General features: G+C 63.8%; 23 protein-coding genes, 1 tRNA gene and 1 pseudogene. 13 read left to right on the top strand and 12 right to left on the bottom strand.

Annotated elements, in window-relative coordinates; all coding sequences use genetic code 11:
• Positions 1-27 precede the first annotated feature (27 nt).
• Positions 28-501 (top strand): hypothetical protein, encoded by a 474-nt coding sequence (locus AC56KW_RS09300; RefSeq protein WP_497170443.1) that lies wholly within the window; start codon positions 28-30, stop codon positions 499-501.
• A 40-nt stretch (positions 502-541) separates the two neighbouring features.
• On the opposite strand, the gene AC56KW_RS09295 is transcribed toward AC56KW_RS09300, so the two are convergent.
• On the bottom strand, positions 542-1,483 hold the full coding sequence (locus AC56KW_RS09295) for a DUF808 domain-containing protein (RefSeq protein ID WP_497170442.1): 942 nt from the start codon (positions 1,481-1,483) through the stop codon (positions 542-544).
• 218 nt (positions 1,484-1,701) lie between these two features.
• On the opposite strand from AC56KW_RS09295, the gene AC56KW_RS09290 reads away from it, so the two are divergent.
• The 7 genes from AC56KW_RS09290 to lipA all read left to right on the top strand — a co-directional run bounded on the left by AC56KW_RS09290 (position 1,702) and on the right by lipA (position 7,347).
• On the top strand, positions 1,702-1,929 hold the full coding sequence (locus tag AC56KW_RS09290) for a BrnA antitoxin family protein (RefSeq protein WP_497170441.1): 228 nt from the start codon (positions 1,702-1,704) through the stop codon (positions 1,927-1,929).
• Positions 1,930-2,018: 89 nt separating this feature from the next.
• Positions 2,019-2,306: an HU family DNA-binding protein gene (locus AC56KW_RS09285; RefSeq protein ID WP_005664253.1), complete on the top strand. Its 288-nt coding sequence runs from the start codon at positions 2,019-2,021 to the stop codon at positions 2,304-2,306.
• Positions 2,307-2,425: 119 nt separating this feature from the next.
• Positions 2,426-3,064, top strand: a complete 639-nt coding sequence (locus AC56KW_RS09280) for a LysE family transporter (RefSeq protein ID WP_497170440.1) — start codon at positions 2,426-2,428, stop codon at positions 3,062-3,064.
• Between the two features lie 132 nt (positions 3,065-3,196).
• A complete protein-coding gene (locus AC56KW_RS09275) occupies positions 3,197-5,164 on the top strand; it encodes a DUF6600 domain-containing protein (RefSeq protein ID WP_497170439.1) in 1,968 nt (655 codons plus the stop codon).
• Between the two features lie 86 nt (positions 5,165-5,250).
• A complete protein-coding gene (locus AC56KW_RS09270; RefSeq protein ID WP_497170438.1) occupies positions 5,251-5,517 on the top strand; it encodes a DUF493 family protein in 267 nt (88 codons plus the stop codon).
• Between the two features lie 118 nt (positions 5,518-5,635).
• Positions 5,636-6,358 carry a lipoyl(octanoyl) transferase LipB gene (gene lipB, locus AC56KW_RS09265; RefSeq protein ID WP_497170437.1) on the top strand — a complete coding sequence of 241 codons (723 nt, stop codon included), beginning with the start codon at positions 5,636-5,638 and terminating at the stop codon, positions 6,356-6,358.
• Positions 6,355-7,347 (top strand): lipoyl synthase, encoded by a 993-nt coding sequence (gene lipA / locus AC56KW_RS09260; protein ID WP_497170436.1) that lies wholly within the window; start codon positions 6,355-6,357, stop codon positions 7,345-7,347. Before lipB ends, lipA begins: the two co-directional genes overlap by 4 nt.
• Positions 7,348-7,412: 65 nt before the next feature.
• Here the strand turns inward: lipA and AC56KW_RS09255 are convergent, their stop codons facing one another.
• The 5 genes and pseudogenes from AC56KW_RS09255 to AC56KW_RS09235 form a co-directional block, all read right to left on the bottom strand.
• A complete protein-coding gene (locus AC56KW_RS09255; protein WP_497170435.1) occupies positions 7,413-7,682 on the bottom strand; it encodes a PAAR domain-containing protein in 270 nt (89 codons plus the stop codon).
• 17 nt (positions 7,683-7,699) lie between these two features.
• A complete protein-coding gene (locus AC56KW_RS09250; RefSeq protein ID WP_497170434.1) occupies positions 7,700-9,502 on the bottom strand; it encodes a type VI lipase adapter Tla3 domain-containing protein in 1,803 nt (600 codons plus the stop codon).
• The gene (locus tag AC56KW_RS09245) at positions 9,499-11,784 is read right to left on the bottom strand and encodes a T6SS effector phospholipase Tle3 domain-containing protein (RefSeq protein WP_497170433.1); all 2,286 of its coding nucleotides are present in this window, start codon (positions 11,782-11,784) and stop codon (positions 9,499-9,501) included. Before AC56KW_RS09245 ends, AC56KW_RS09250 begins: the two co-directional genes overlap by 4 nt.
• Before the next feature lie 19 nt (positions 11,785-11,803).
• Positions 11,804-12,580, bottom strand: coding sequence for a DUF2345 domain-containing protein (locus AC56KW_RS09240; protein ID WP_497170482.1), 777 nt, complete (start codon positions 12,578-12,580; stop codon positions 11,804-11,806).
• Between the two features lie 30 nt (positions 12,581-12,610).
• A pseudogene (locus AC56KW_RS09235) lies at positions 12,611-14,629 on the bottom strand (type VI secretion system Vgr family protein); the annotation flags it as partial.
• Between the two features lie 720 nt (positions 14,630-15,349).
• Here AC56KW_RS09235 and AC56KW_RS09230 point away from each other — a divergent pair.
• The 3 genes from AC56KW_RS09230 to AC56KW_RS09220 all read left to right on the top strand — a co-directional run bounded on the left by AC56KW_RS09230 (position 15,350) and on the right by AC56KW_RS09220 (position 18,220).
• Entirely contained in the window at positions 15,350-15,631 is a 282-nt protein-coding gene (locus AC56KW_RS09230) for a hypothetical protein (RefSeq protein ID WP_497170432.1), read from the top strand.
• Positions 15,632-15,709: 78 nt separating this feature from the next.
• Positions 15,710-17,713 (top strand): helicase-related protein, encoded by a 2,004-nt coding sequence (locus AC56KW_RS09225; RefSeq protein ID WP_497170431.1) that lies wholly within the window; start codon positions 15,710-15,712, stop codon positions 17,711-17,713.
• 84 nt (positions 17,714-17,797) lie between these two features.
• Entirely contained in the window at positions 17,798-18,220 is a 423-nt protein-coding gene (locus AC56KW_RS09220; protein ID WP_497170430.1) for a PaaI family thioesterase, read from the top strand.
• A gap of 4 nt (positions 18,221-18,224) precedes the next feature.
• Here AC56KW_RS09220 and AC56KW_RS09215 read toward each other — a convergent pair whose 3' ends face one another.
• The 5 genes from AC56KW_RS09215 to AC56KW_RS09195 all read right to left on the bottom strand — a co-directional run bounded on the left by AC56KW_RS09215 (position 18,225) and on the right by AC56KW_RS09195 (position 21,827).
• On the bottom strand, positions 18,225-18,752 hold the full coding sequence (locus tag AC56KW_RS09215) for a TlpA disulfide reductase family protein (protein WP_497170429.1): 528 nt from the start codon (positions 18,750-18,752) through the stop codon (positions 18,225-18,227).
• Positions 18,753-18,826: 74 nt separating this feature from the next.
• A complete protein-coding gene (locus AC56KW_RS09210) occupies positions 18,827-19,471 on the bottom strand; it encodes a BON domain-containing protein (RefSeq protein ID WP_497170428.1) in 645 nt (214 codons plus the stop codon).
• Positions 19,464-20,060: a phosphoheptose isomerase gene (locus AC56KW_RS09205; RefSeq protein ID WP_497170427.1), complete on the bottom strand. Its 597-nt coding sequence runs from the start codon at positions 20,058-20,060 to the stop codon at positions 19,464-19,466. The genes AC56KW_RS09210 and AC56KW_RS09205 overlap by 8 nt, the downstream gene beginning before the upstream one ends.
• 56 nt (positions 20,061-20,116) lie before the next feature.
• Positions 20,117-20,476 (bottom strand): YraN family protein, encoded by a 360-nt coding sequence (locus AC56KW_RS09200; protein WP_497170426.1) that lies wholly within the window; start codon positions 20,474-20,476, stop codon positions 20,117-20,119.
• 1 nt (position 20,477) lies between these two features.
• A complete protein-coding gene (locus AC56KW_RS09195; RefSeq protein ID WP_497170425.1) occupies positions 20,478-21,827 on the bottom strand; it encodes a penicillin-binding protein activator in 1,350 nt (449 codons plus the stop codon).
• Between the two features lie 11 nt (positions 21,828-21,838).
• Between AC56KW_RS09195 and rsmI the strand changes: the two genes are divergently transcribed.
• Positions 21,839-22,744: a 16S rRNA (cytidine(1402)-2'-O)-methyltransferase gene (rsmI, locus tag AC56KW_RS09190; RefSeq protein WP_497170424.1), complete on the top strand. Its 906-nt coding sequence runs from the start codon at positions 21,839-21,841 to the stop codon at positions 22,742-22,744.
• Between the two features lie 10 nt (positions 22,745-22,754).
• On the opposite strand, the gene AC56KW_RS09185 is transcribed toward rsmI, so the two are convergent.
• Positions 22,755-23,366 (bottom strand): hypothetical protein, encoded by a 612-nt coding sequence (locus AC56KW_RS09185; protein WP_497170423.1) that lies wholly within the window; start codon positions 23,364-23,366, stop codon positions 22,755-22,757.
• A gap of 99 nt (positions 23,367-23,465) precedes the next feature.
• On the opposite strand from AC56KW_RS09185, the gene AC56KW_RS09180 reads away from it, so the two are divergent.
• Positions 23,466-23,542: transfer RNA gene (locus AC56KW_RS09180), tRNA-Pro, on the top strand.
• Positions 23,543-23,581: the final 39 nt, after the last annotated feature.

Here is a 23,581-nt window from a genome sequence, read left to right as displayed (position 1 = left end):
CCTTCACATCAAGTAAAAGAGGATTGTATGGAAAATACGGCATTACAGCGCGCACTCATCTCCGGTGCGACGTCGAGCGTGCTCTCGACGGTGGCGATGTCGCTGGTCGGCAAGATTCAAACAGGCAGCGCCTACGCGCCGACCAATGCGGTCAGCCACTATGTGCATGGCAAGAAGGCAGGCTACCGCGACCGCTTCTCGCTGCGCTACACGGTGCCGGGCTATCTGATCCACCATGCCAGCGCCACCTTCTGGTCGTTCGTGTTCGAACGCACCCTTGGGGGAGTGATGGACGGCAAGAATCCGATGGCCATCGCCGCGGCATCGGCGGCGACGTCGGCGTTCGCCGCCTTCACCGACTACAAGCTGACGCCCAGGTCGCTACAGCCGGGCTACGAGAAGCGCCTGTCGCGCAATGCGCTGGGGGTGGTGTATGCGGGGTTTGCGATCGGGCTGGCGATCGGCGCCATCCTGACGCGCAAGGACGAAGCGCCGAAATAAACGGCGATCGGCGCGAGCGAGCGCCCGCGCCGGAGTGACATCAGTGTGCGGCGGCCTTCTTGCCGCGCAGGCGCTGCACCAGCATCACGGCCGCCAGTACCACGGCGCCGACCAGCACGCCGACCAGCGCGTCGACCACGATCGGCGCCACGGCGGCCAGCACCGGGCCCACCGCCGGGATGTCGGTGAGCGAGGCGGCGACTCCCTGCGAGAAGTGATGCACGGCTTCGATCCCGTGCGCGATGATGCCGCCCCCGACCATGAACATGGCGGCGGTGCCGACCACCGACAGCACCTTCATCAGGCGTGGCGCAGTCGCCAGCAGGCCCTTGCCGAGGCCACGCGCGGCGCCGTTCTGGCTCTGGCTCAGGTGCAGGCCGGCGTCGTCCATCTTGACGATGGCCGCCACCAGGCCGTAGACGCCGATCGTCATCGCCACCGCGATGGTGACCAGCACCGCCGCCTGCTGGCCGAGCGCCACGCCGGCCACCGTGCCGAGCGAGATCACGATGATCTCGGCCGACAAGATGAAGTCGGTGCGCACCGCACCCTTGATCTTGTCCTTTTCCATCTGCACGATGTCGACCTGCGGGTTGGCGACGGCCGCCTTGTGCTTGGCCTTGCGCGCCGCGTCGTCCTGTGCGCTGTGCAGGTATTTGTGGGCCAGCTTCTCGAAGCCCTCGTAGCACAGGAAGGCGCCGCCGACCATCAGCAGCGGCGTGATCAGCCAGGGCAGGAATACCGAGATCGCGAGCGCGGCCGGCACCAGGATCGCCTTGTTGACCAGCGAGCCCTTGGCCACCGCCCACACCACCGGCAGTTCACGGTCGGCCTTCACGCCGGTGACCTGCTGCGCATTGAGCGCCAGGTCGTCGCCCAGCACGCCGGCGGTCTTCTTGGCTGCGACCTTGCTCATCGCCGCCACGTCATCGAGGATGGTGGCGATATCGTCCAACAGGGTGAATAAACTGGCTCCAGCCATGGGTGATGCTCCTTCATAGTAAGTTGACACGATATTAACCGAGGCGTGAAACGGCGGCTACACGCTTCGCCGCGCCGTTCGGCGCGGCTTTTTGCGCTTCATCCCCGGAAATCTGCATCCCGTCGCTTTTACCGGGCGACTTCCGGTTCGCGTACGTATAGTCCACGCTGAAGGTTGCGGTACTGCAGCCTCGTCCCCCCAACGAAGGAGATCATTCCATGAATACCGATTCGATCCAGCCTGCCGCTCCCGTCGCCGTCGCCGCTCCCGTCCGCCGCGCGCGTCCACCGAAACGCAAGACCCGCATCACGATCTATCTCGACGACGAAGTACTCAACGAATTTCGCAACCTGTCCGAGCGTTGCGGCACCGGCTACCAGACCCTGATCAACGCCGCGCTGCGCAACCGCCTGGGTGGCCCGGTCATCGAATCTGGCGTCGCATAAGGCTTCCTTTCGAATTTCCCTCTGGGCGCGGCATTACACATAGCAATATTTATGCTAATCTTCCCGCTCTTTTAACCCCGGAGGGATTTATGAAAAAAGGCGAACTGATCGCAGAATTCGCGAAGCGCACCGAGATGTCGGGCGCAGCCGCTGGCGACGCCGTGAACACCATCATCGAGATCATCACCGAGCGCCTCAAAAAGGGCGACACGGTGGGCATCACCGGCTTCGGCACCTTCTCGGTGACCAAGCGCGCCGCACGCAAGGGCCGTAACCCTGCAACCGGCGAAGTGATCAAGATCGCGGCGTCGAAGAGCCCGCGTTTCTCGGCTGGCGCGACCCTGAAGGCAGCGGTCAACCCGACCAAGAAGAAGTAATCAGTATCCGGCCTGGCGTCGCGCCCCGTTCGCGGGTCGCGCGCGCTGGCTGAAGTTGTCGCAAGTTCGATGTCCTGCCGTACCCCCTCCCCCGCAGTCCTTTTCATTTTTTCGCCGCCATGAGCTTCGCCACCTGGATCGCCTTCGTCATTGCCGGTTCCCTGATCGCCATTTCGCCCGGTTCCGGCGCGGTCCTGTCGATGTCGCATGGCCTGGCCTATGGCCTCAAGAAGGCCAGCGCGACCGTCCTCGGCCTGCAACTGGGCCTGGTGCTGGTGCTGGTGATTGCCGGCGCCGGCGTCGGGTCCCTGCTGCTGGCGTCCTCGGTCGCGTTCACCGCCGTCAAGGTGATCGGCGCGCTGTACCTGATTTACCTCGGCATCAGCCAGTGGCGCGCGGCCCCGGCGCCCGGCCCGACGGCGTCGACCGCCGGCCTGGAAGCCCACCCGTCCTTCGGCAAGCGCGTGCTGACCGGTTTCCTGACCAATACCACCAACCCGAAGGGCATCATCTTCATGGTCGCGGTGCTGCCGCAGTTCATCTCCAAGGATGCGCCGCTGCTCACCCAGCTGGCGATCCTGGGCGTGACCATGGTGGCGATCGATTCGATCGTGATGCATGGCTATGCCGCCCTGGCCGCCTCGATGCAGCGCTTCATGCGCGATCCGCGCCACATGCGCCTGCAGAACCGCGTGTTTGGCGGCGTGCTGGTGGTGATCGGCTCGATGCTCTTCTTCGTCAAGCGCCAGGCGGCCTGACACAGGTCGCGCCGGCTTATATTTCCGTATGCCGGCAGATGCAACTTTGTGTAACCCGCGTTGTCCACGCGGAAGCTCGAGCGTTGTAATGAGGCTGGCCCATCCCGTCCGCGTTCCTTTCCGGAGCCTGTCATGACCCAACGTTTCGCCCCCACCGCCGCCCTGCTCGCGCTGGCCGTGTTTTCCACGTGTGCACCCGCGCAAACCGTGCTGCAAACCGATCCTTCCGGCCAGGTCCAGGGCGCCGGCGTGCTGGAGACCGAGCCGCCGGGCCGCGTCGGCCGTGTCTCGCTGGTCCAGGGCCAGGTCGAGATCGGCGGCGCCATCGGGACCGAAGGCGGGGCCGAGAGCAGCGCCGCGGTGGTCAACTGGCCGATCACCACGCGTAGCCTGATCACTACCGCGCCCGGCGCGCGCACCGAGATCCGCGTCGGCTCCACGTCGATCCGCCTGGACGGCGACAGCGCGCTCGAGTTCACCGAACTGGACGACGACAGCCTGCGCCTGCGCCTGCACTTCGGCAGCGCCAGCATTCGCGTGATGAACAGCGACGTCGTGCCCGAATTCGAGCTGCGCACGGCCCAGGCCACGGTGCGCCTGACGCAACCGGGCCGGTTGCGGGTGGACGCCGACCGCGAGCCCGACACCAGCCTGGTGAGCGTGCTCGATGGCGAAGCCCAGGCCGACGGCGCCGGCGCCAGCCTCACGATCCGCACCGGCCGCAGCGCAGAGGTGCGCGACGACGACGTGCGCACCCTGCAGGCGCGACGCGACGCATTCGATGATTGGGCGCTAACGCGCGACCAGACCCTGGTGGCCGAGCAGTCGTCGCGCCACATCGGCACCGAGATGACCGGCTACGAAGAGCTGGACCGCTACGGCAGCTGGAGCACCAGCTCAGACTACGGCAGCCTGTGGACGCCGACCACCGTGGCAGCCGACTGGACGCCCTACCGCGACGGCCAGTGGAGCTATATCGCGCCGTGGGGCTGGACCTGGGTCGACAACGCGCCGTGGGGCTATGCGCCGTTCCACTACGGCCGCTGGGTGCAGGTGCACAATCGCTGGGCCTGGGCCCCGGGCCGCCTCGAGCGGCGGCCGGTGTGGGCGCCGGCGCTGGTCGGCTGGGTCGGCGGCGGCAACTGGAGCGTCGGCTTCGGCGCGCAGCAGTTGCACGCGCACGGCTGGTATCCGCTCAGCCCCCACGACCGTTACGTGCCCGGCTACCGACTGTCGGACGAGCGCCTGCGCCGCCTGAACGACTGGCGCCACGCCACCCGCCGCGCCGCCCAGAACCGTCCTGGCCAGCATCACGGCCTGACCGTGGTGCCGCGCGAGCACTTCGGCGGCCGCGGGCCCGTGCTCGTGCCCAGGGCGCCGCGCCCGGACCGTCCGCAGCTGGCGGTGCCGCGTGGACAAGGCAGCGCCCCGCCGCCGCCGCTGGTGGCGCGCGCCGCCTTGCGCGATCGGAACGATGAGCGGCGCGACCTGCTCGACCGCCGGCCGGTGCGCCTGGAGTCCGGACGCGTGACGCAAGACCGGGTCGCGCAAGACCGGGTCACGCAAGACCGGGTCGCGCAAGACCGCTTCGGGGCCGATCGCGGCCGGGGCGACGCCGACCTGATGGCGCGCCAGCGCGAGAGCAACGAGCGCCTGGCGCGCGAACGCGCGCAGCAGCAGGAGCGCCGCCAGGACGAACGCGATCGCATGCAGCGCGACCTGGACAACCGCCTGCAGGCCGACCGCCTGGGCTTCCAGCGCGACCGCGACCAGCGCGAACAGCGCGAGCGGATGCGCGAGCGGGCCGAACGCATGCAGCAACAGCAGCAGCAACGGCCGCCGGTGCTGTCAACGACGCCGGCGCCGGCGTTTTCGCGGCCTGAACCGCGGCCGATGCCGCGTCCGGAGTCACGTCCTGAACCGCGCCCGCCTGCGCCGCCGATGGTGGCCGCGCCGCCGCAGCGTCCATCCCCGCCGCCGCAAATGGTCGCGCCGCCACCACCACGCCCGCAGCCCTCCGCGCCCGCCTTCGCGCCGCGCGGCGACAACAATCCACGCGCCCATACCGATTCGCGTGGCCGGCAGATCCAGGAACGCTGAAGGGGATACTGACAGCGGCGCTGAGGAAATCCCCGGCTTTGGCTACAATGCGCCTTTGCACAGGCGCTTTTACACAGGATTGATTTATGGACCCCAAAGAATCCCTCATCGAATACCCGAGCGAGTTCCCGATCAAGGTGATGGGTGCGACCCACATCGATTTCGCTCCGACCATCGTCGCGCTGGTGACCCAGCTGGACCCGAGTTTCCATGAAGGCAAGCTGGAAACCCGTCCTTCGGCCCAGGGCAACTACACCGGCCTGACCGTCACCGTCACCGCCACCAGCCGCGAGATGCTCGACGAGGTGTACCGCACCCTGTCGACCCATCCGATGGTCAAGATGGTGTTGTAAGCGCTGTTGTCACACGGTCAAGCAGGCCGTGCCTGCCGCATCGGCGGGCACGGCCCATCGCCCTGGCTTATAATCACGAGGCTGTCCACACTACGGCCCGATGCCTCGTCCTGATTCCATGTCCTTGATCCACCCCGCTTCTCCGCTGGTCCGTGAGCTCGGCCGCGCCGACTACGAACCCACGTTCGCCGCTATGCGCGCCTTCACCGACGCGCGCACGCCCGAGACGCGCGACGAGCTGTGGATCGTCGAGCACCCGCCCGTGTTCACGCTGGGACTGGGCGCCGATCCGGGCCATGTGCTGGCGCCGCACGGCGTGCCGCTGGTCCAGACCGACCGCGGCGGCGAGGTGACTTACCACGGCCCGGGCCAGGTCGTGATCTACCTGTTGATGGACTTGCGCCGCAACAAGCCAGGCGGCAAGCTGTACGCACGCCAGTTTGTGGAAAAAATCGAACAGGCGGTCATCGACGTATTAGCGGCGTATAATCTTGCCGGTGAGCGCATCGCCGGCGCGCCCGGCATCTATATCGCCGAAGGCCCGCGCAAGGGCGCCAAGATCGCCGCGCTCGGCCTCAAGGTGCGCGGCAACGGCTGCACCTATCACGGCGTGTCGCTGAACGTGGGCATGGACCTGGCCCCGTTCACCTGGATCAACCCGTGCGGCTATTCCGGGCTGGCCACGGTCGACATGCGCACCATGGGCGTCGACGCGCCGCTGGCCGATGTCCAGCAGGCGCTGGCCAGGGCCTTGACCGAGCATCTCGGCCAGTCGCTGGTACCCAACAGCGTCCAACCGAACAAACCAACTGACCCCCCTGAAGGGCAACGAGCCAAATGACTTCCGAAATCGATACCGGCATCGCCTCCGCATCCGCCTACAACGCCAGCGAAAAGCAGAAAGGCGCCAGCAAGACGTCGCGCATTCCGATCAAGATCGTGCCGATCGCGGACGTCGAGCGCCTGAAAAAGCCGGACTGGATCCGCGTCAAGGCGGCCACCGCCTCGTCGCGCTTCTACGAGATCAAGGACATCCTGCGCGCCAACAACCTGGTGACGGTATGCGAGGAAGCCAGCTGCCCGAACATCGGCGAATGCTTCGGCAAGGGCACCGCGACCTTCATGATCATGGGCGACAAGTGCACCCGCCGCTGCCCGTTCTGCGACGTCGGCCACGGCCGCCCTGACCCGCTGGACGTCAACGAGCCGGGCAACCTGGCCAAGACCATCGCCGACCTGCGCCTGTCGTATGTCGTGATCACCTCGGTCGACCGCGACGACCTGCGCGACGGCGGCGCCGGCCACTTCGTCGAGTGTATCCAGAAGACCCGCGCCTTGAGCCCGAACACCAAGATCGAAGTGCTGGTGCCGGACTTCCGCGGCCGCCTCGAGAAGGCGCTGAACATCTTCGCCGATGGCCTGCCGGACGTGATGAACCACAACCTGGAAACCGTGCCGCGCCTGTACAAGGAAGCGCGCCCGGGCGCCGACTACACCCACTCGCTGGTGCTGCTGCGCGACTTCAAGAAGAAGTACCCGAACGCGGTCACCAAGTCGGGCCTGATGGTCGGCCTGGGCGAGACCGACGAAGAGATCCTGCAAGTCATGCGCGACATGCGCGAGCACGATATCGACATGCTCACCATCGGCCAGTACCTGGCGCCGACCAACTCGCACCTGCCGGTGCGCCGCTACGTGCACCCGGACGTCTTCAAGATGTTCGAAGAGAAAGCCTACGAAATGGGCTTCGTGCACGCCGCCGTGGGCGCGATGGTGCGTTCGTCGTATCACGCCGACCAGCAGGCGCATAACGCGGGCGTGGCGGCTTGAGCGATTGCGCATCGCGATATCTCAAGGGATGGTTCGCCATCCCTTTTTTGGTCGAGTGATCTGCGTTATCCGTTTGTTTTAAAGCTATCCATGCTCGCTATGAGCTTGGCACCACAACTGGTGACGTCATCCTCGAAAGCGATCGGGACGCCCTTGATGCGATGGCGGGGCGAACCGCTGACAATCGTGCATTCCGTGTGTCCGGGAATGGGGCAGGTGCATGTATCGCCGACGCAGGCGACCGGGATTCCTCCAATGTTGACATGTGTGGCGTTGGTGCTGATGACCTTGCCGCCATGGGATGTGGAATCGCCCAATCGAATCACCTTGCGCATGTTCGTCTCCAGGTGAGCTACAACATGCTGCTTTCGTTGAGAATCGCGCCTACCGTCGGCGGCTTGTAGTTCTCAGGTGCGATTGCTGGTGTGACCTGATGCTGGAAAAGGTCCCGATGTTTTTGCGCTTCGCGCGCTTTTTCCGTTGGCGGGCTGATGAAGACAATGCTGGCGCCCGTCGGGTCGCGCAGGTTCACGGCCGCCGACACGCCGCCTTCGTAGTAACTTCCCATGACGCCGACGGCCATCTGCACGAAGAAAGTGCTGGCACCGGTGTTGCCGAAGCGATGATCGGTATTGATGAACTGTGCGGTCTTGCTGGTGTCGAGCTCCGGCCCTCCCTGCACGGCGTAGTTGTGCAGCGTGGTTTCGAAGGCGATCTGCTGTTCGGCCTGTTTGCCAAAGGCCCCGATGATCCGGGCCGGGCCTTTTTCACGTTCGATAGCCGGCAATGTTTGCAGGGCCTCCATCCAGCCAGCTTCCAGGATTTTCTGACGTGCGTCGCGCCGCTTGACCGGTTGCCCGTGCTCGTCCTCGAACTTGACGAAGACGGGGCGGTGGATGAAGCCGAGCGTTGGCAGCTTGTCGAAGGCTTCCATCTGGTTGCGGTTCCACGGGACTGGGAACCACGGGGTAGGCTGCCAGTCCTTTGGCGGATCGTTGAGCCAACGACGAAAGGCCGCAAGCGAGATGTTGGGTTGTTCCTGGTCGAATACTGGGCGCTTGGCAAAGATGGCGGCTGCGGCAAGCCATTCGGAAACAGTCGGCAAGCGACCAATCTGAAGCTCGTCCGGTTTGGCCAGCTTTGCTGGCGTAGGCACAGTTTCCTTCAGCCTGTAATACATCATCCGCAGGTTCTCCTGCAGGTAGTCATTATCTGGATCATCCCATATGTAGGGACGCAGCGGCTCAACTCGTTCGCGCCGGGCCAGCACGAATACAGCCGTAGCGTCGGGCATTTCAGGAATGTAGTGTCCATCTCTTATCTGCGGAGGAGTGCCCGGTGCGGCAAGGGAGTCCCGCGTGGCGCTGCTGTCGTCAGCCAGCAAGACAATATAGGGAAGGTCAGGATGAGCGTCGAAGAATTCGAACACTTGCTCTAGCAACTGATCGGGACGTTCGCCGAGAGCCCATGGTCCGGTGGCGAATAAATGCCAAGCCATTCCTGTCCCTTCTGCACTTGCAGCGAGTCCTGGCTCAGGAGAAATTTCGCTAGGTTGATATGCTGGGTGATTGATTGGGCCGCCTGCATAGAAAGATGGCACGCCCCAGAACATCGGAGAAGACTCGACGCCATTTTCTAGTGCATCGCACGCACGTGCGCCGCTGACTCCTGTCTTGTCGAACGAGCTCCACTCGTACTTGTTAGGGTCCTGCTCACGGATGCTGGTGAATGACGTTCCCTTTTGCAGAATATCCCATAGCTTCCCTTGTCGATATTTTTCGACCGTGACGCCCAAACCAAGTACTTCCAGTACATATTCACGTCGGGCTTGTGCGTTGTTTGCCGCTGCCTCTAGTTGCTTGAGCTGGTGGATCTTGTGCTGCCATGCGCTTTCGCGTGCATCCGCCTTGAAAGACGCTACTTGCCAACTGCTGCCAAACATAACGATGACAACTATCAGGGGTATCCCGAACCACCGCATTTTGTCCATCGTCGTCTCCATATCAAGATTCAGCAGTTCCGGGTTAAAAAATCTGAAATCGTAGATTAACCACAGTACTAACAGCAGCGGATACACGGCAGCTGCGCCGGCAACATACCGCCAAGTTTTGGGCCGCTTGACTACCAAGTCACCTACGAGGACAGGACTGCTCATGGCTTCTCCTTTAGCAGGGATGGCCGGGTGATCGGTCCTCCAACCATTTCGGAGATGATGATATTTGACAGTGAACCCATCAAAAAGGGCAGGCAGGACGGTAATTGACCCAAGCTGTAGTACTTCATGTTCCCTTCGATAAGCTCGCGCCGCCATTGCGGCTCGCATTCGTAGTAGATACTGAATTGTTTAAGAAAGTTTTCCCAAGTCAGTGTGCTTGGCCGTGGCTTGTCACTAGGTTTCTCTGGTTGTTTCAACCGCCAATCCCCTACCGCACACAGGTAAGCGTAAAACTTCGGATCGCTACACGCCTTGCCGCTTCCAATAGCAACGTCGTAGGCCGTTACCTGCCGATGGTTGTTGCGACTGTCAAAGATGGCGCTATGAAAGGACTTGGCGCTGAACTCCTGCTGCCAGCGCTTGCGCGCCGCATTCGGGCTTTCGCGTAGCCAGGCAACGACCTTGCCATCGGGGTAGCGCATCGCGCGGACGACGGTGAACTTGTTCTCTTCAGTAGTGCCTTTCGGATTCTTTTCGGCGTTGTATGCCGACTCGATGCGGTCCAGATCGGGACGATAAAGCGGTTGCTGGACGGCCGGATAATTGACACTCCCCGCCGGGTCCGGCCGCACTTCGGGATGGACGCGCATACCGCGCTCGCTGGCAATCGCGATCGCCGCCGTGATGGGATCGATTTCCTCGCAAGGGCCGCGCTCTGCCGCGCTGAGCTTCGAGTGGTAAGAGTGTGCTGGCACCTTGTCAGCGTCGATCTGGTTGCCGCGCATGTCCGCCTTGCAGGGCTTATGCAGAAGTTCGCCGGTGATCCGCCGAATCCCATGGCACTGATCTTCGAATTTGACTGCCTGCTCGAGCGGCCATTTCGCCACCGGCAGCGATGCCCGGAATGCGCGTGCACTTTTTTGAACATGAGCGTGGTCATCCTCGCCTTCGATGCGTAAGGCGAAATCATGGGGTGCTTGCCCGACCAGTACCGGTACGGTCTTGCGCGTACGCGGGTCCTGTCGCTGCTTCGACGTGAAAACGCGCTGGCGGAAGCCGTCCCCGAGTTCCTTGAGCGGCATGCGCGTGACAGTAGAACGCACCCACTCTGTCCGTGTCACGACATCATAGTCGCTCCCCCGGCCGAGTTTGCGTTTCACCTGCACCTGCTTTGCTTCGGTTCCCTGAATGTGGTCAGGAACGCCCTGCCAGCCAATCCCTTTCATGTTTTCGAGAGCGACCGTCATGTCTTCTGGGCTGAAATAGAGATAGACCTTGCCCCGGTTATCGCGATCGCTCTCGGACTTCCAGCGTCCCTCGACCATGCCGCCGCAGTCCGCTTCACTGATCTTCGCGAAGACGGGAAAATCTGTTTTCCCTTTGACGACACCGTGAATGATGTTAACCAAGGTCTGCAACCTGCCATGTAAGCTCTGAGGCCCGGCAATACGGTGGTAATGCGGCTCCATCGCTGCATCTTTGCCGCCAGCAAAGAAATTGGCGATATCGGCAGTCCAGTCCAGGTCTTCCTCGAGGCTGTATGGAGGATGCGTCAGGATGAGCGTATCGGCCGTGCGTTCGCCCAGTTCCATCAAAAATGCCTGGGCGAGCAAGCTCAGCAGGCATCCCTGACTGTGGGCGACGACGGTAACCGTGTCGTTCGGCTCGTAACTGCGAATCATGGCGATCAATGCAGCCAGGCGCCGCGCCGCGAGCACCATGTACATGCGGCCCGGGCCATCCTTCAGCGGCCGCAACGGGTCACGGATGAGGTCAGCAGGCGCGCCGACGCCGCGGTTCCACATGTCGGGCAGGGTGCTTGTCGCGTTGGCAAATGGTCCTCCGCCCTTTGATAAATCCTTGTCCAGGCGTGTGCCGTAACGGTCGGTCTTCTGGCCGTTGACGGTTCGTGTGTGCGTGCCGAGTTCGCGAAAGCCCCAATAGAATGGAATGGCCGGGCTGTCGGTGCCGGTCGTTATCTTGCGCTTGAAATAGGTTGCATCTGGATCGTCGACTACCTCGCTCTTATCGGCCGGCGCCGAATATTTTGCAGCTTGGAAACGGCGTGACAGGCGTTGTTCGAGACCGGCGCACAGCCCTTCCTCTACTTCACCGTAGCCGGTACCGACGTCGTTCACGCCATGCACGATGATGATATTTCCGGGCTTGTCGCGCGGATGTTCGATGATCTTGTCGGACGCGCGCTTGTTCAATAACGTCGTGCACGCGTAGCCTGCCACGTATGCAGGCTTCGGGTAGGTCTTCTTTGTCGAGTCTGTCATATGCCGCCTCCGGACTGGGCTATTGGTCGCCACCACGCATCAGGATGACTTCGGCGATATGCATGGCGTCGCGTTCGATGAGCACGGATTTGCCATCGGCGGCGCTTCGTGTTCTCAGATGGGTGCCGTCACTAAGCCCGATTTCCAGCATGGCGTCCTTGACGTTAGCACCCGGTGGCTTGCCGCCATTTTCCAACGGAGTACCGGCTGGATAGCGCACCTCGAGCTTCTGGTCGGCACCACCTTCGTCAAACTTCGGGAATTGGGGTGCCATGCTCTCGGGTTCTTCGTACAGGAAGTCCGGTGCGTGAAACCTGAGCGCGTGCTTGCTCCCCAGGACAACCGGACCATCGCCTAATTTCAGAAACGAACCGTCTTGCGCCACCAGGAGGACGACCTTGCCAGATAGTGTGATCGTGCCTTCGGTGGCGCTTACCTGCAGATTCCTGGCTGAGTTGATGTCGGTGTCGTCGTGCTGACTCTGAAGCAGCAGCTTGCCGAAATGGGCAATGCCGGTAAGGCCATCGTTCTGGGCGAACAGGGAAATGCCTTTTCCCGCATTCACGCTGAAGCGCTGGCCGGCCGTCATCTGCAGATGCTGTTTCGCCGCGGTGTCGATGTTTCGGGCAGAGTAGCTGACGATGGCTTTCGAGCTAGCGAATCCGATACCCGATGGAGACGTGATGCCGATGACCGGTTCAGCTGGCTCGGATGCCTTGGGCGCGGTGTTGCTGCCGTCTTCCCACTTTCTGAAGCGTGTCAGCAGCGCATCCTGTTCGGTGGAGTCGATTGGCATGCCGTTGTGCTCGGCCGAATAGTCTCCGAGCGCAGTGCATAGTTCGCCACATTCGCGTAATAGTTCCAGGTAGTCGTCGCGCGCGAGCTGGCCTCCCCTGGCGCTCGCTCCTCCCAACAGCTTCCATGTACTCAACAGGATACCCTTTGCCGCATGCAACGCGATCGCTTCGTCGCTGCGCAGCTCCGCGCCTTCGCCACGTGGGGCTGCGCCGCCATCCCGGCGTGGTTCGGTCAGGTAGCCAAGATTGATTTCCGTTGCCGCATGATCGCTCGCCAGTTGCGCGCTGATCTGGCCGGTCGTGTCGTCCAGCCGCAGCTGGTTGCCGCGGTCGCCGCGAACCTCACGTGAGCGGATCCCCGACTGGTATCTGGTGTTCGGCAATTCCCCCTCATGCCGGAACACGGGAGGTGGGCCACTGCCGTTGTACAGTTGGCCGATGATGACTGGCTTGTCCGGGTCCCCGCCGGCCCAATCGACGAGTACCTCCGTGCCCACTAGGGGGAGCAGGCGCGCGCCACACTGGGTGACGGCGCCATGACCGTTGCCGGCCCAACTGGAAGCCACACGTACCCAGGCCGAATCGGCGTCGGAATCGGAGCTGCCGGCGCCATTGGCGTGAGCATGGTCTCGTGGGCGCGTCCCCGGGAAGCGGATCTTGACGCGACCCATTTCGTCACACCAGATCTGCTCATTCGCCGGGCCGACGACAATTGCGGTCTGCAGCGCTGGACGTGGCGCCTTGGCGCGCGGAGGTACGATTCGTATGCCACGGCGAACACAGCGGAAGCTGGTCTTGTAACGGATCGGCTCCCCGTCGTTATCGGAGAAGACCGCATAATCTCCCTGGCCCCAGCCGCTGCGGTTGAACAGACGTTCGACGCGGCTGCCGATTTGGACCGGTAGATTGTTTTGCGCCATAATCTGCTGCGCCGTAATGACGAACTCACGTTGCTCCCTGACGTGGGTATCGACTTCTGGATGGCCTTCAAGACTGAACCATTCACCCACCGCCAGGTCGCGCACCCCGCCTTCGCCGTGAAAGCTCTTGGCTTCATACTCGTAATGGGCCATTCGCGATTCACCCAGCTCGGCCAGGTCGCGCGCGCTGTCGCCCAAGTGGGGCGCGGCGACTTCGTAGTCTTCCAGGTTGGCAGCAAGCAGATTCCCAAGTTCGCCATGGTCGATCTGTGATTGCGTATCCGTTTCCATGAACACGGCACCGGATGGATTCTTGTAATCCCAACTGTGGATAGCAGCACTGCCCGGTTGCAGGGTATGCACGCCGCTTCAGCCGGTGATGGCATCGTACTGCTCCGTACCGGCATCCCGATGAAAGCGTATGCAACCTGCGTTGTTTCGCTGCAGATGACGGGCATCTTTGAATAGGAACAGCGTGTGTCCGATCGGCGTCTGCTGTTGGCGCTGCCGTGTGAGGGCGTCCGGCAGACCGTACTTGAAAAACCAGGCAATACCGCGACGCTGGAGCAAGCGCCGGATGAAGGCAGCATCGGACTCGTTGTGTTGCATGGTGAATTCGCGCTTCGCGAGCGCGTTTTCGAGCCCGGGGTCGATCTGCAGTTCAAAGGTCGCACGTAGTACGGAATTGCGCTCATGCCATTCAACTACCAGTCGCTTGATGACTTCCAGTTCGTTCAGATTGCGAAATATACGGGTGTTGATCCGGCTTTCCATTACCGATAATGCATCCCGCATGACCACCTGGTAGGTCGCAAGACCACCATCGCTCTGGCCGGACGCCGCCTCGGTGACTATTCCACAAATACGCCGCAGATGTCCCTTATCGGTCACTATGCGAAGCTCAGCGGGTACGCCGATAAAACCCTGCAAGGCAAGCGTTGCGCTATACGCTACGCATAGAATGCGGTACTCGAAACCGCCGCATACGGATTCCTGTCCGATCACCCTTTGCGGTACCAGTACATCGTCACGGACGCCGTCGGCGCAGCCAAGCCCCAATCCCAGCGGACGACTTGCGCCGAACGCTGGTAGAGCCAGTCCAAAACTTTCAGCCAAATGATCTGCCATAGCTGGTCCTTTCGATCGACACCAAACTCCATGCTGGCCGCTGTCTGGTCGGTTCGACGGCAGTCCAGCAAAAGCATCGTGGCAGATTGGAAACGACCAAAATTGAGCCGTCACAGATAAACGTTGCATCTGGAAAAAATTCCAACCCATGAGAAGACGGTGCAGTAGCGCGACGATATCCCGGCGTGATGGACTATATGCGTGAATACGACATCGATATGCGCATCAGTGGCCAATAGCTGGGGGCGAGCAGCTTGTACGAAGCAGGTATTGAGGCTTAGGCGCCCGCCCGGCCAGGCTTGCGATAACGGCTCGGTGATGGCAGGCCCTGTATCCTGAAATGGCGCCGCAGCGCTTTTGGGCAAACCCAGTCCGGCCAGATCGGCGACGGTGTCGATCGCCAGGCCTGGCCGCGTTTCCAGCAACCTTCCGCCAGCGCGACCCGTTCGCGCACCGGCCAGGCCAATGGGCCCAGCGCGCGCAGCGGGCCGGCTTCCACGGCGCACACCGCATGCGCGCACCAGGGAATGCCGGGCTACGGGCGTTCGAGGGCGAACAACGCCACCGCGCAGTCGAATTCAAAGGTGCACAGGCCGTCGTAGGCGAGGATGGCGACGGAATGGGGCATGGCGCGTTGTTACCAGTTTCCGTCATCCCGGCCCTGCCTTCGCCCCTCCTCTGCTGCCACACTGCGGGCTCTTTCAACGGGGAGCGGTCACCATGACGTCACCCGATTCCGCGGTCCCGGCGGCACCGAGCGACAGGACGCTGGCGCATCGCAGCGCGGCCTTCACATACGAGGCCGATTGCGCCGACGTGCATGCGGAGCTGGTCGAGGCCAAGCTGCGCGACTATCCATGGACATGCTGTTCGTCGTCTATTGCGCCGGACCGCACCGCAATGGCGGGCACCGTGACACCGAGCGCCTGGGAGGCGGGGGCGGCGGGTCAAGCTGATGATCGGCGGGTCACGGGATGGCTGGACGAAGCCATGAACTCGTGAAAGGTCGGGACGCCTGACGGACCATGCGTCGGCCGCTTACGCGCTATAGTGGCGGCAAGCGATTTTGACGCATTCATCATGAGTAACTACCAAGATAATCTGCCTTCAGACAATACCGAGACCGACGACGCTTTCCTCGAGCGAGAACTCGGCCTGGCCGCGCGCGGCATCGAACTGGTCAAGATGGAAGGCCGCGTCTTCCTGCGTTTCTCGGGCGAGATCCAGTACGAGGGACTGCGCGTGCCCTACCGCCTGGTGCCGGGCCGCGGCGTGCTGGCCAAGCCGAGCAAGTGGCGCAAGATGGACTTGCTGGCGCGGCGCGAGCTGATCGAGGAACGCACGGGCGAAGCGGACCTCCAGCGCCTGCATGCCGAGACCGAGGAATTCGTGCGCGACATCGCAGAAGACGCCGACGAATTCGGCTGGGACCCGATGCTATTTCTCGACGTGCTCGACGAGCTGGAAACCTCGGAGCCGGCCGAATACGTGTTCCAGCGCATCTCGCAGCGCCTGACCCACGCGGTCGAGCGCGAGTCCGAAGAGCGTCACGCGGCGCGCACCAAGGAGAGCATCAACCTGGCCGAGTATCCGCGTTCGTTCGAGGTCGCCAGCCGCATGCAGCGCAAGTTCATCGCCCTGCTGGGGCCCACCAACTCGGGCAAGACCCACCGCGCGATGGAAGCGCTGGCCAAGGCCGGCAGCGGCGTCTACCTGGCGCCGCTGCGCCTGCTGGCGCTGGAGAACTACGAGCGCCTGCAGGCCGCGCGGCCGCATGGCGAGCCGATCAAGGTCAGCCTGATCACGGGCGAGGAACGGCGCACGGAAGAGGGCGCGACCCACGTCGCCAGCACGGTCGAGATGCTCGACACCAAGACGCCGGTCGAAGTGGCCGTGATCGACGAGATCCAGATGCTGGCCGACCGTGACCGCGGCGCCGCCTGGACCACCGCCGTGGTCGGGGCGCCGGCCAACGTCGTGTACCTGGTCGGCGCCCCGGAAGCGCGGCGCGCGATCGAGGCGCTGGCCGAGCGCCTGGAAGTGCCGCTCGAAGTCCATGTGTTGAAACGCATGGGGCCACTGTCGATGGAACCGAACAGCGTGCGCAAGCTGTCGAACCTGCGTCGTGGCGACGCCGTGATCTGCTTCTCGCGGCGCGAAGTCTTGATGTGGCGCGACATGATCACCGAGAAGGGCCTGTCGGTGGCGACTGTGTACGGCAACCTGTCGCCCGAGGTGCGCCGCGCCCAGGCCGAGCGTTTCCGTGAAGGACAGGCCGACATCGTGGTCGGCACCGATGCGCTGGCGATGGGCCTGAACATGCCGATCGAGCGCATCGTGATGACCACCACGGTCAAGTACAACGGCGTCGAGGAAGAAGAGATCCCGGCGGCGCTGGCCAAGCAGATCGCGGGCCGGGCAGGGCGCTATGGCGTGCACGAGGAGGGTTTCGTCGCCGGCTATGACGACGACACCCACCATGTGATGCGCGCACTCATGAAAGAGAAGATTCCGCCGGTGGCCGCCACCGGCTTCGCGGTCGCGCCGTCGCTCGAGCAGCTGCACCGCATCTCGGCGGTGACGGGCGAGACCTCGCTGGTCAAGCTCTTGAGGCGCTTCGTCCACAATATCGACGTGCCGGACGGCTTCTTCTATCCGCGCATTACCGAGGAACAGAACGAGCGCGCCGAATGGCTCGACACGCTGCCGCTGTCGGTGGCCGAGAAGTTCATGCTGTCGCTGGTGCCGATCTCGAGCCGCGTGCCGGTGCTGCAAAGCGCCTGGGAACACTGGGCGCTGTCGCTGGCCAAGAAGAAGGTGGTCAAGCTGCAGCCGAACCCGAATCCACAGCACCTGTTCACCATGAACCTCCAAGAAGTCGAGGATACCTGCCGCGTGTATTCGGCGTATGCCTGGCTGGGCTACCGCGAGCCGGAATACTTCCCCAGCATCGAACTGGCCCAGGAGCTGGCGCGCGAGGCCGCGGAGCGGGTCGATGCGATCTTGCAGCAGCAGAATTCAGCGGCGCGCAAACGGCAAGGCGGCAGGCCGGGCGGCAAGCAGGGCGGCGGCAAGCGGCGTTGAGCGCGGCCGACTAGACGCTTTACTCGAACCGGGTGCGCGTTCCCGGTGTACGATGCCGTTTTTTACAACAACATCGAGACACCCGTGAATACCAAGCACACCCCGGAAACCTTCAACGAGTTCGGCGCCAAGTTCCTCCCTGGCCACCTGGGCATCCACATCCTCGAGGTCAGCCCCGGCAAGCTGGCCGCCGAGATGAAGGTCGAGCCGCACCTGCTGGCCCCCAACGGCTACCTGCACGCCGGCAGCGTGGTCACCCTGGCCGATACCTGCGCCGGCTATGGCTGCGTCAGCAACCTGCCGGAAGGCGCCCAGAACTTCACCACCATCGAACTCAAATCGAACCACCTGGGCACCGCCCGCGAAGGCACGCTGGCCTGCACCGCCACCGCCGTCCACCTGGGCCGCACCACGCAGGTGTGGGACGCTACCGTCACGGACCAGGCCAGCGGCAAGACCATCGCCCTGTTCCGCTGCACGCAAATGATCCTCTACCCGAAGGCGTAAGGAATCAGCCGGCCAGTTCCTTCTCGATCAGCTTGTGGACGGCCGCGAAATCAGGTTCGCCCACATAGGTCTTGATGATGCGGCCCTGCTTGTCGATCAGGAAGGTGGTCGGGGTCAGGGTAACGTCGCCGAACTGGCGCGCGATATCGCCCGCCGAATCGAGCGCCACCTTGAACGGCAGCTGGCGCTGCTCGGTGAAGTTGAGCACGTAGTCGGGCCGGTCGTACTGCATCGCGACCGCGACGAACTCCAGGCCCTGGTCCTTGTACTTGTTGTAGGTCGCGACCATGTCCGGCATCTCCTTGACGCAGGTGACGCAGGACGTGGCCCAGAAATTCACCATCACGACCTTGCCGCGCAGGGACTCGGTGGAGATCTTCTCTCCGGCGATGCTGATGAAGGTGACGCTAGGGGCCTGGGTCGTGCTGCTGAACGAGGCATAGCCGATGCCGGCCAGGGCGAGCACCACGGCGCCGATGGCGGCGGGCTTGAACCAGGAACGGGGAGCGGATGAAGGCGTGGATGCGGTCATGGTCGATCGGATAAAAAAAAGCGGCAGGACCATTATAGTCCCGCCGCCCTCGAAGGTTTGACAGACCTTCCGGATTAGTCCAGCGAAGCCTGCGCAGGGCTGTTCTGCCGCACGCGCGCGTCTTCCTCGCTGATGTATTCGAAGATCTTCACCACGCGGGTCACGCCCGAGACGCCCTTGGCGACATCGGCGGCGATATTGCCTTCGCGCGGAGTGACGAGGCCCATCAGGTAGACCACGCCGCGTTCGGTGGTGACCTTGAACGAGATCGCCGACACCGTCTTCATGTCCACCAGGCTGGTCTTGACCTTGGTGGTGATCAGCGCGTCGTTCGAGCGCGAGGTATAGCTCGACGAACCCGAGATCTGCAGCTCGTTGATGACCGATACCACGTTGGCGATCGCGCGCACCTGGCGCTCGGCCGCCTGCTTCATCGCTTCGTCGCGCACTTCGCCGGTCAGCAGCACGCGGCGGTTGAAGCTGGTGACGTTGATATTGCCGGCGTCGCCGGTGACTTTGCGCATCTCGAGTTCGGCCTTGACCGTGATCGACTTGTCCTCGGTCTGGGCGCCCAGGGTGCGGCGGTCGACCGTCGAGACGGCGCCGGCCACGCCAGCGCCGACGATCAGGCCGAAGCAGCCCGACAGTGATGCCGCCAGGGCGGTACCCAGCACGACTTTGGTCAACAGCGCGGCCATGGGCCGGCGGGTATTACGCATTCTCGTCTCCTCCGAACAGCGCGACGTCGATGCCGTCGCAAATGCAGTGAATGGCGCACAGGTGGACTTCCTGGATGCGGGCGGTGCGCGCATGCTGGACGTTGATGTGCACGTCGGCGTCGGTCAGCAGCTTGGCCAGGGCGCCGCCGTCCTTGCCGGTGAAGGCCACGATGCGCATCTCGCGCTCCAGGGCCGCCTCGACCGCGGCCAGCACATTGGCCGAGTTGCCCGAGGTCGAAATCGCCAGCAGGATGTCGCCGGCCTGGCCGAAGGCCTGCACCTGCTTCGAGAAGATCTCCCTGAAGCTGTAGTCGTTGCCGACCGCGGTGAGGATCGAGGTGTCGGTGGTCAGGGCGATCGCCGGGAGCGGGAAGCGCTCGCGCTCGAAACGGCCGACCAGCTCGGCCGCGAAGTGCTGGCAGTCGGCGGCCGAGCCGCCATTGCCGCAGGCCAGGATCTTGTTGCCGTTGGAGAGGGCGCCGAACATGAGTTCGACCGCCGCCGAAATGGAAGGAGCCAGGGTGGCGGCCGACTTCATCTTCAGGTCGGCGCTCTCCTGGAAGTGAGCGAGGATGCGTTGTGTATTCATAGCCGGGAATTATAGTGCAGTGGCAACCCTACCTGAGCAAGCCCAGTAAAAATTGCTTACACTTCAATGATGTTCCGCAACCAATCGATCTGCTCGCCATCGATGGCGACCAGGTCGAAACGGCAGGGAGGAGTGACGGGAAAACGCAACAGATAGACTTGCGCAGCGCATACGAGGCGGCGCATCTTGGCAGGGGTAATGCTGGCGGCCGCGCCGCCGTGCCCGCGGTCGGCGCGCTGGCGCACCTCGACGAACACCAGGGTTGCGCCATCGCGCATGATCAGGTCGATCTCGCCGCCCTTGCAGCGAAAGTTCTGCTCGACCGGGGATAGCTTATTGCGTCGCAAATAGGCGAGGGCAGCGCGCTCCCATTCCTGGCCCTGGGCCTGCCTTCTGGACAGGCGCGCGGGCCACATCTCATAACCCCGTGGAAACCGGTTCGAACACGCGGCGTGCGCGCGGCAGGCTGTCACCGCCGGCGTCGTCGGTGAGGATTTCGTCGTTCGGGCCCTTGTCGTTTACCACGACGCCGGTCTCGATGCGGCGGAAGGCGCGGTCGCCCTGTCCCATATTGACCGACAAGCGCCCGGTGGCGCCATCGAGTTCGAACGAGCCGCCAGGGCGCTGCGCCAGTTCGCGTGCGACGCGGTAAGCGTCGATGCCAAGGGCGTACAGGCGCTGCGGGTCGAGGCCCTGGCCGCCATTGCTGAAGCGCGGATAGCCGGCGACGGCCGGATGGTCGGGCTGCACGGTCCAGGGCAGGTCGAGGAAGCGCACGCCGACCAGTTCGGCCGGTACACTGGCCGGATCGAGGCCGGGGTTGACCGAGGCGGCGCCATAGGTCGGCAGCGAGGTGCCGATCGCGCTACGCACCTGGCGCAGACTGTTGGCGTCGAGCGCGGCATAGACCAGCTGCGGCGCTTCGCTTGATAAGCGCGCACGCAGCTCGGCCAGCGCATTGGCGTCGACATAGGCACCGTCGGCCGGCAGTTCGACGGTGGTCTGGCTGCGGCCGAGCTCGGACCAGCGCTGGCTGAAGGCGCCCGACAGGCGCTGCTGCCAGGCGGCGCGGCCGGTAATCACCAGGGCCTGGCCGGCCGGTTGCTCGCCGGCGGCCCATTCGGCGACCTGGCGCGCTTCGTCTTCGAGCGACAGGCCGATCACCAGCATCTGGCGCGGCAGCGGGGAGTTCAGTTGCGGGTGGTTCAGGGCGATGGTCGGCTTGGCGACCGCGCCGCTGGTGGCCAGGGCCGCGACGGCGGAACGCGCCAGCGGGCCGACCACGATATCGTTTTGCTCGGCCGCGCCGTGATAGGCGTCGAGCGCCGCCTGCGACGAGTCGCCGGTCGGCACCAGGTTGACGGTGACGCCTTCAGGCTGCTGTCCATGCGCCGCCATGAAGCCGGCGCGCACCGCCTCGGCCGGCTGGGCCAGGGCTTGCGAATCGAGCGGCAGCAGCAGCGCCATGCGCACGGCCGGCCCGGTGTAAGGCGCAGACACGGATGCCGACGGCGACGACGGGCGCATGCTGCCGTCGGCGCTTGGCGGCAGTTCGACCGGATTGGTTTGCACACCACTTTCAGGACGCGGCGGGGGCGTGTAAGCTGGCGCCGGCGGCGGCGCATTTGTGACCGGCACCCCGGGACTGCACACGCCACCCGGCATGCCGCAACCGGTATCGGGAGGCAGCGGCGTGCTGCCGCAGCCGGCCAGCAGTGTCAATACGGCAGCAGCGAGCAAGCCCGGTAGATTTTTTTTCTTCAGCATCGGAACCCTTTATGACAGATCAGCAGACCATCGACATCGCCCGACTTCCCGTCATGGGCGAGGCGGCCCAGCAGTCCTATCCTACCGCAACGCTGTACGTCGTGGCTACTCCGATCGGCAACGTCACCGACATCACCCTGCGTGCGCTGCACCTGCTGGCGCTGGCCGACGTGGTCGCCTGCGAGGACACGCGCAAGACCGGCGCACTGCTGCAGCGCTTCGGTTTGAGCCAGCCGACCATCGCCGCGCACCAGCACAACGAGCGTGAAGTGGCGGACAAGATCGTCGAGCGCCTGCGGGCCGGGCAGCGCGTGGCGCTGGTGTCCGACGCCGGCACGCCGGGCGTGTCCGATCCCGGCGCGCGCATCGTCGACGCCGTGCGCGCCGCCGGCCTGAACGTGGTGCCGCTGCCCGGTCCGTCGGCCGCGATCGCGGCGCTGTCGGCTAGCGGACTGGTCAACGACCGCTTCCACTTCGTCGGCTTCCTGCCGGCCAAGGCCAGGGGCCGCGAGGCGGCGCTGGCATCGCTGGTGCGCGAGACCTCGACCCTGGTGTTCTATGAGGCGCCGCACCGCATCGTCGATTGCGTGGAGGCGCTGGCGGCGGCTTTCGAGCCGACCCGGCAGGTGGTGTTCGCGCGCGAGCTGAGCAAGATGTTCGAGGAAGTGCACCGCTGCGAGCTGAAGGATGCGCTGGGTTGGGTCAAGGCCGACCAGCACCGTGAACGGGGTGAATTCGTGGTGCTGGTGGCGGGGGCGGTCGAGGCTTCTGACGCGGAAGACGCGCAGGCCGAGCGCATCTTGCAAATCCTTTTGCGCGAGTGCAGCGTGAAGCAGGCGGCGAACCTGGCGGCGCAGATTACGGGTCGCAAGAAGAATGCGCTCTACGAGCGGGCGTTGCAGATCAAGGGTGAATGACAGCCCCTGCTCACCACTTGCACCCTGAATCTTTCTTGTCCATCAATAAATAAACTGGCGCCAGCAGCCCGCCGGGAATACCGTCCTTGCAATCGCGCCGCTTGGCTTGCTGGATGCTGCGCGCCAACTTCGACTCGGTCTGCAAGGCCGGTTCAGGAAATTGCGCCAGCGCCGTGCCTGCCTTCGACGGATCGCGCAGGTTCGCATTGGCGCGCGCCACTTCGCGTGCGGCGTTCATGTCGAACCTGGGCGCCGGCGCCGATGCCTCATCCTGTTGCACGACGAATGGATCGGGCGCGACGCTGGCGCTTTCCGGGACCGCGATGACGGCTTGCGGTGGCGTCGGCCGCGTCGCGCGTGGTGCGACGGGTGCGCTCGGGGCTGCCGGTGCGGGGCGGGCGACTTCCGGCGCGGGTGGCGGCGGTAGCGGTGCAGGAGGCGCGATCATGACGGAGAGCACCGTCGGTTCGGCCAGCCCGATCTCCATGGTCTTGAACGTCGTATTCCGATACGCCAGCAAGAACAAGGCGTGCACTGCGATGGATACCGCGACGCCGGCGATAATGCGCCGGTTGCTTCGTTGCAGGCTGACCGGCTCGCCAAAGCTTAGCGCCATATGCATGACATACCTACCTCAACTTAACTTTAGAAAACTACCAGCTCACTATTTTGCAACGAAAACTTGACCGGGTCACGCGAAACCGATATGATCTCGCTTCTTCGGAGTGTAGCGCAGCCCGGTAGCGCACCTGGTTTGGGACCAGGGGGTCCAAGGTTCGAATCCTTGTACTCCGACCAGCATTAAGAAAAAAGCCGACAACGTGAGTTGTCGGCTTT

The sequence above is a fragment of the Telluria sp. RT2P19 genome (assembly GCF_059685725.1).
The sequence above is the reverse complement of the archived record's forward strand: the minus strand, read 5'-3'. Positions and strand labels throughout refer to the sequence as shown.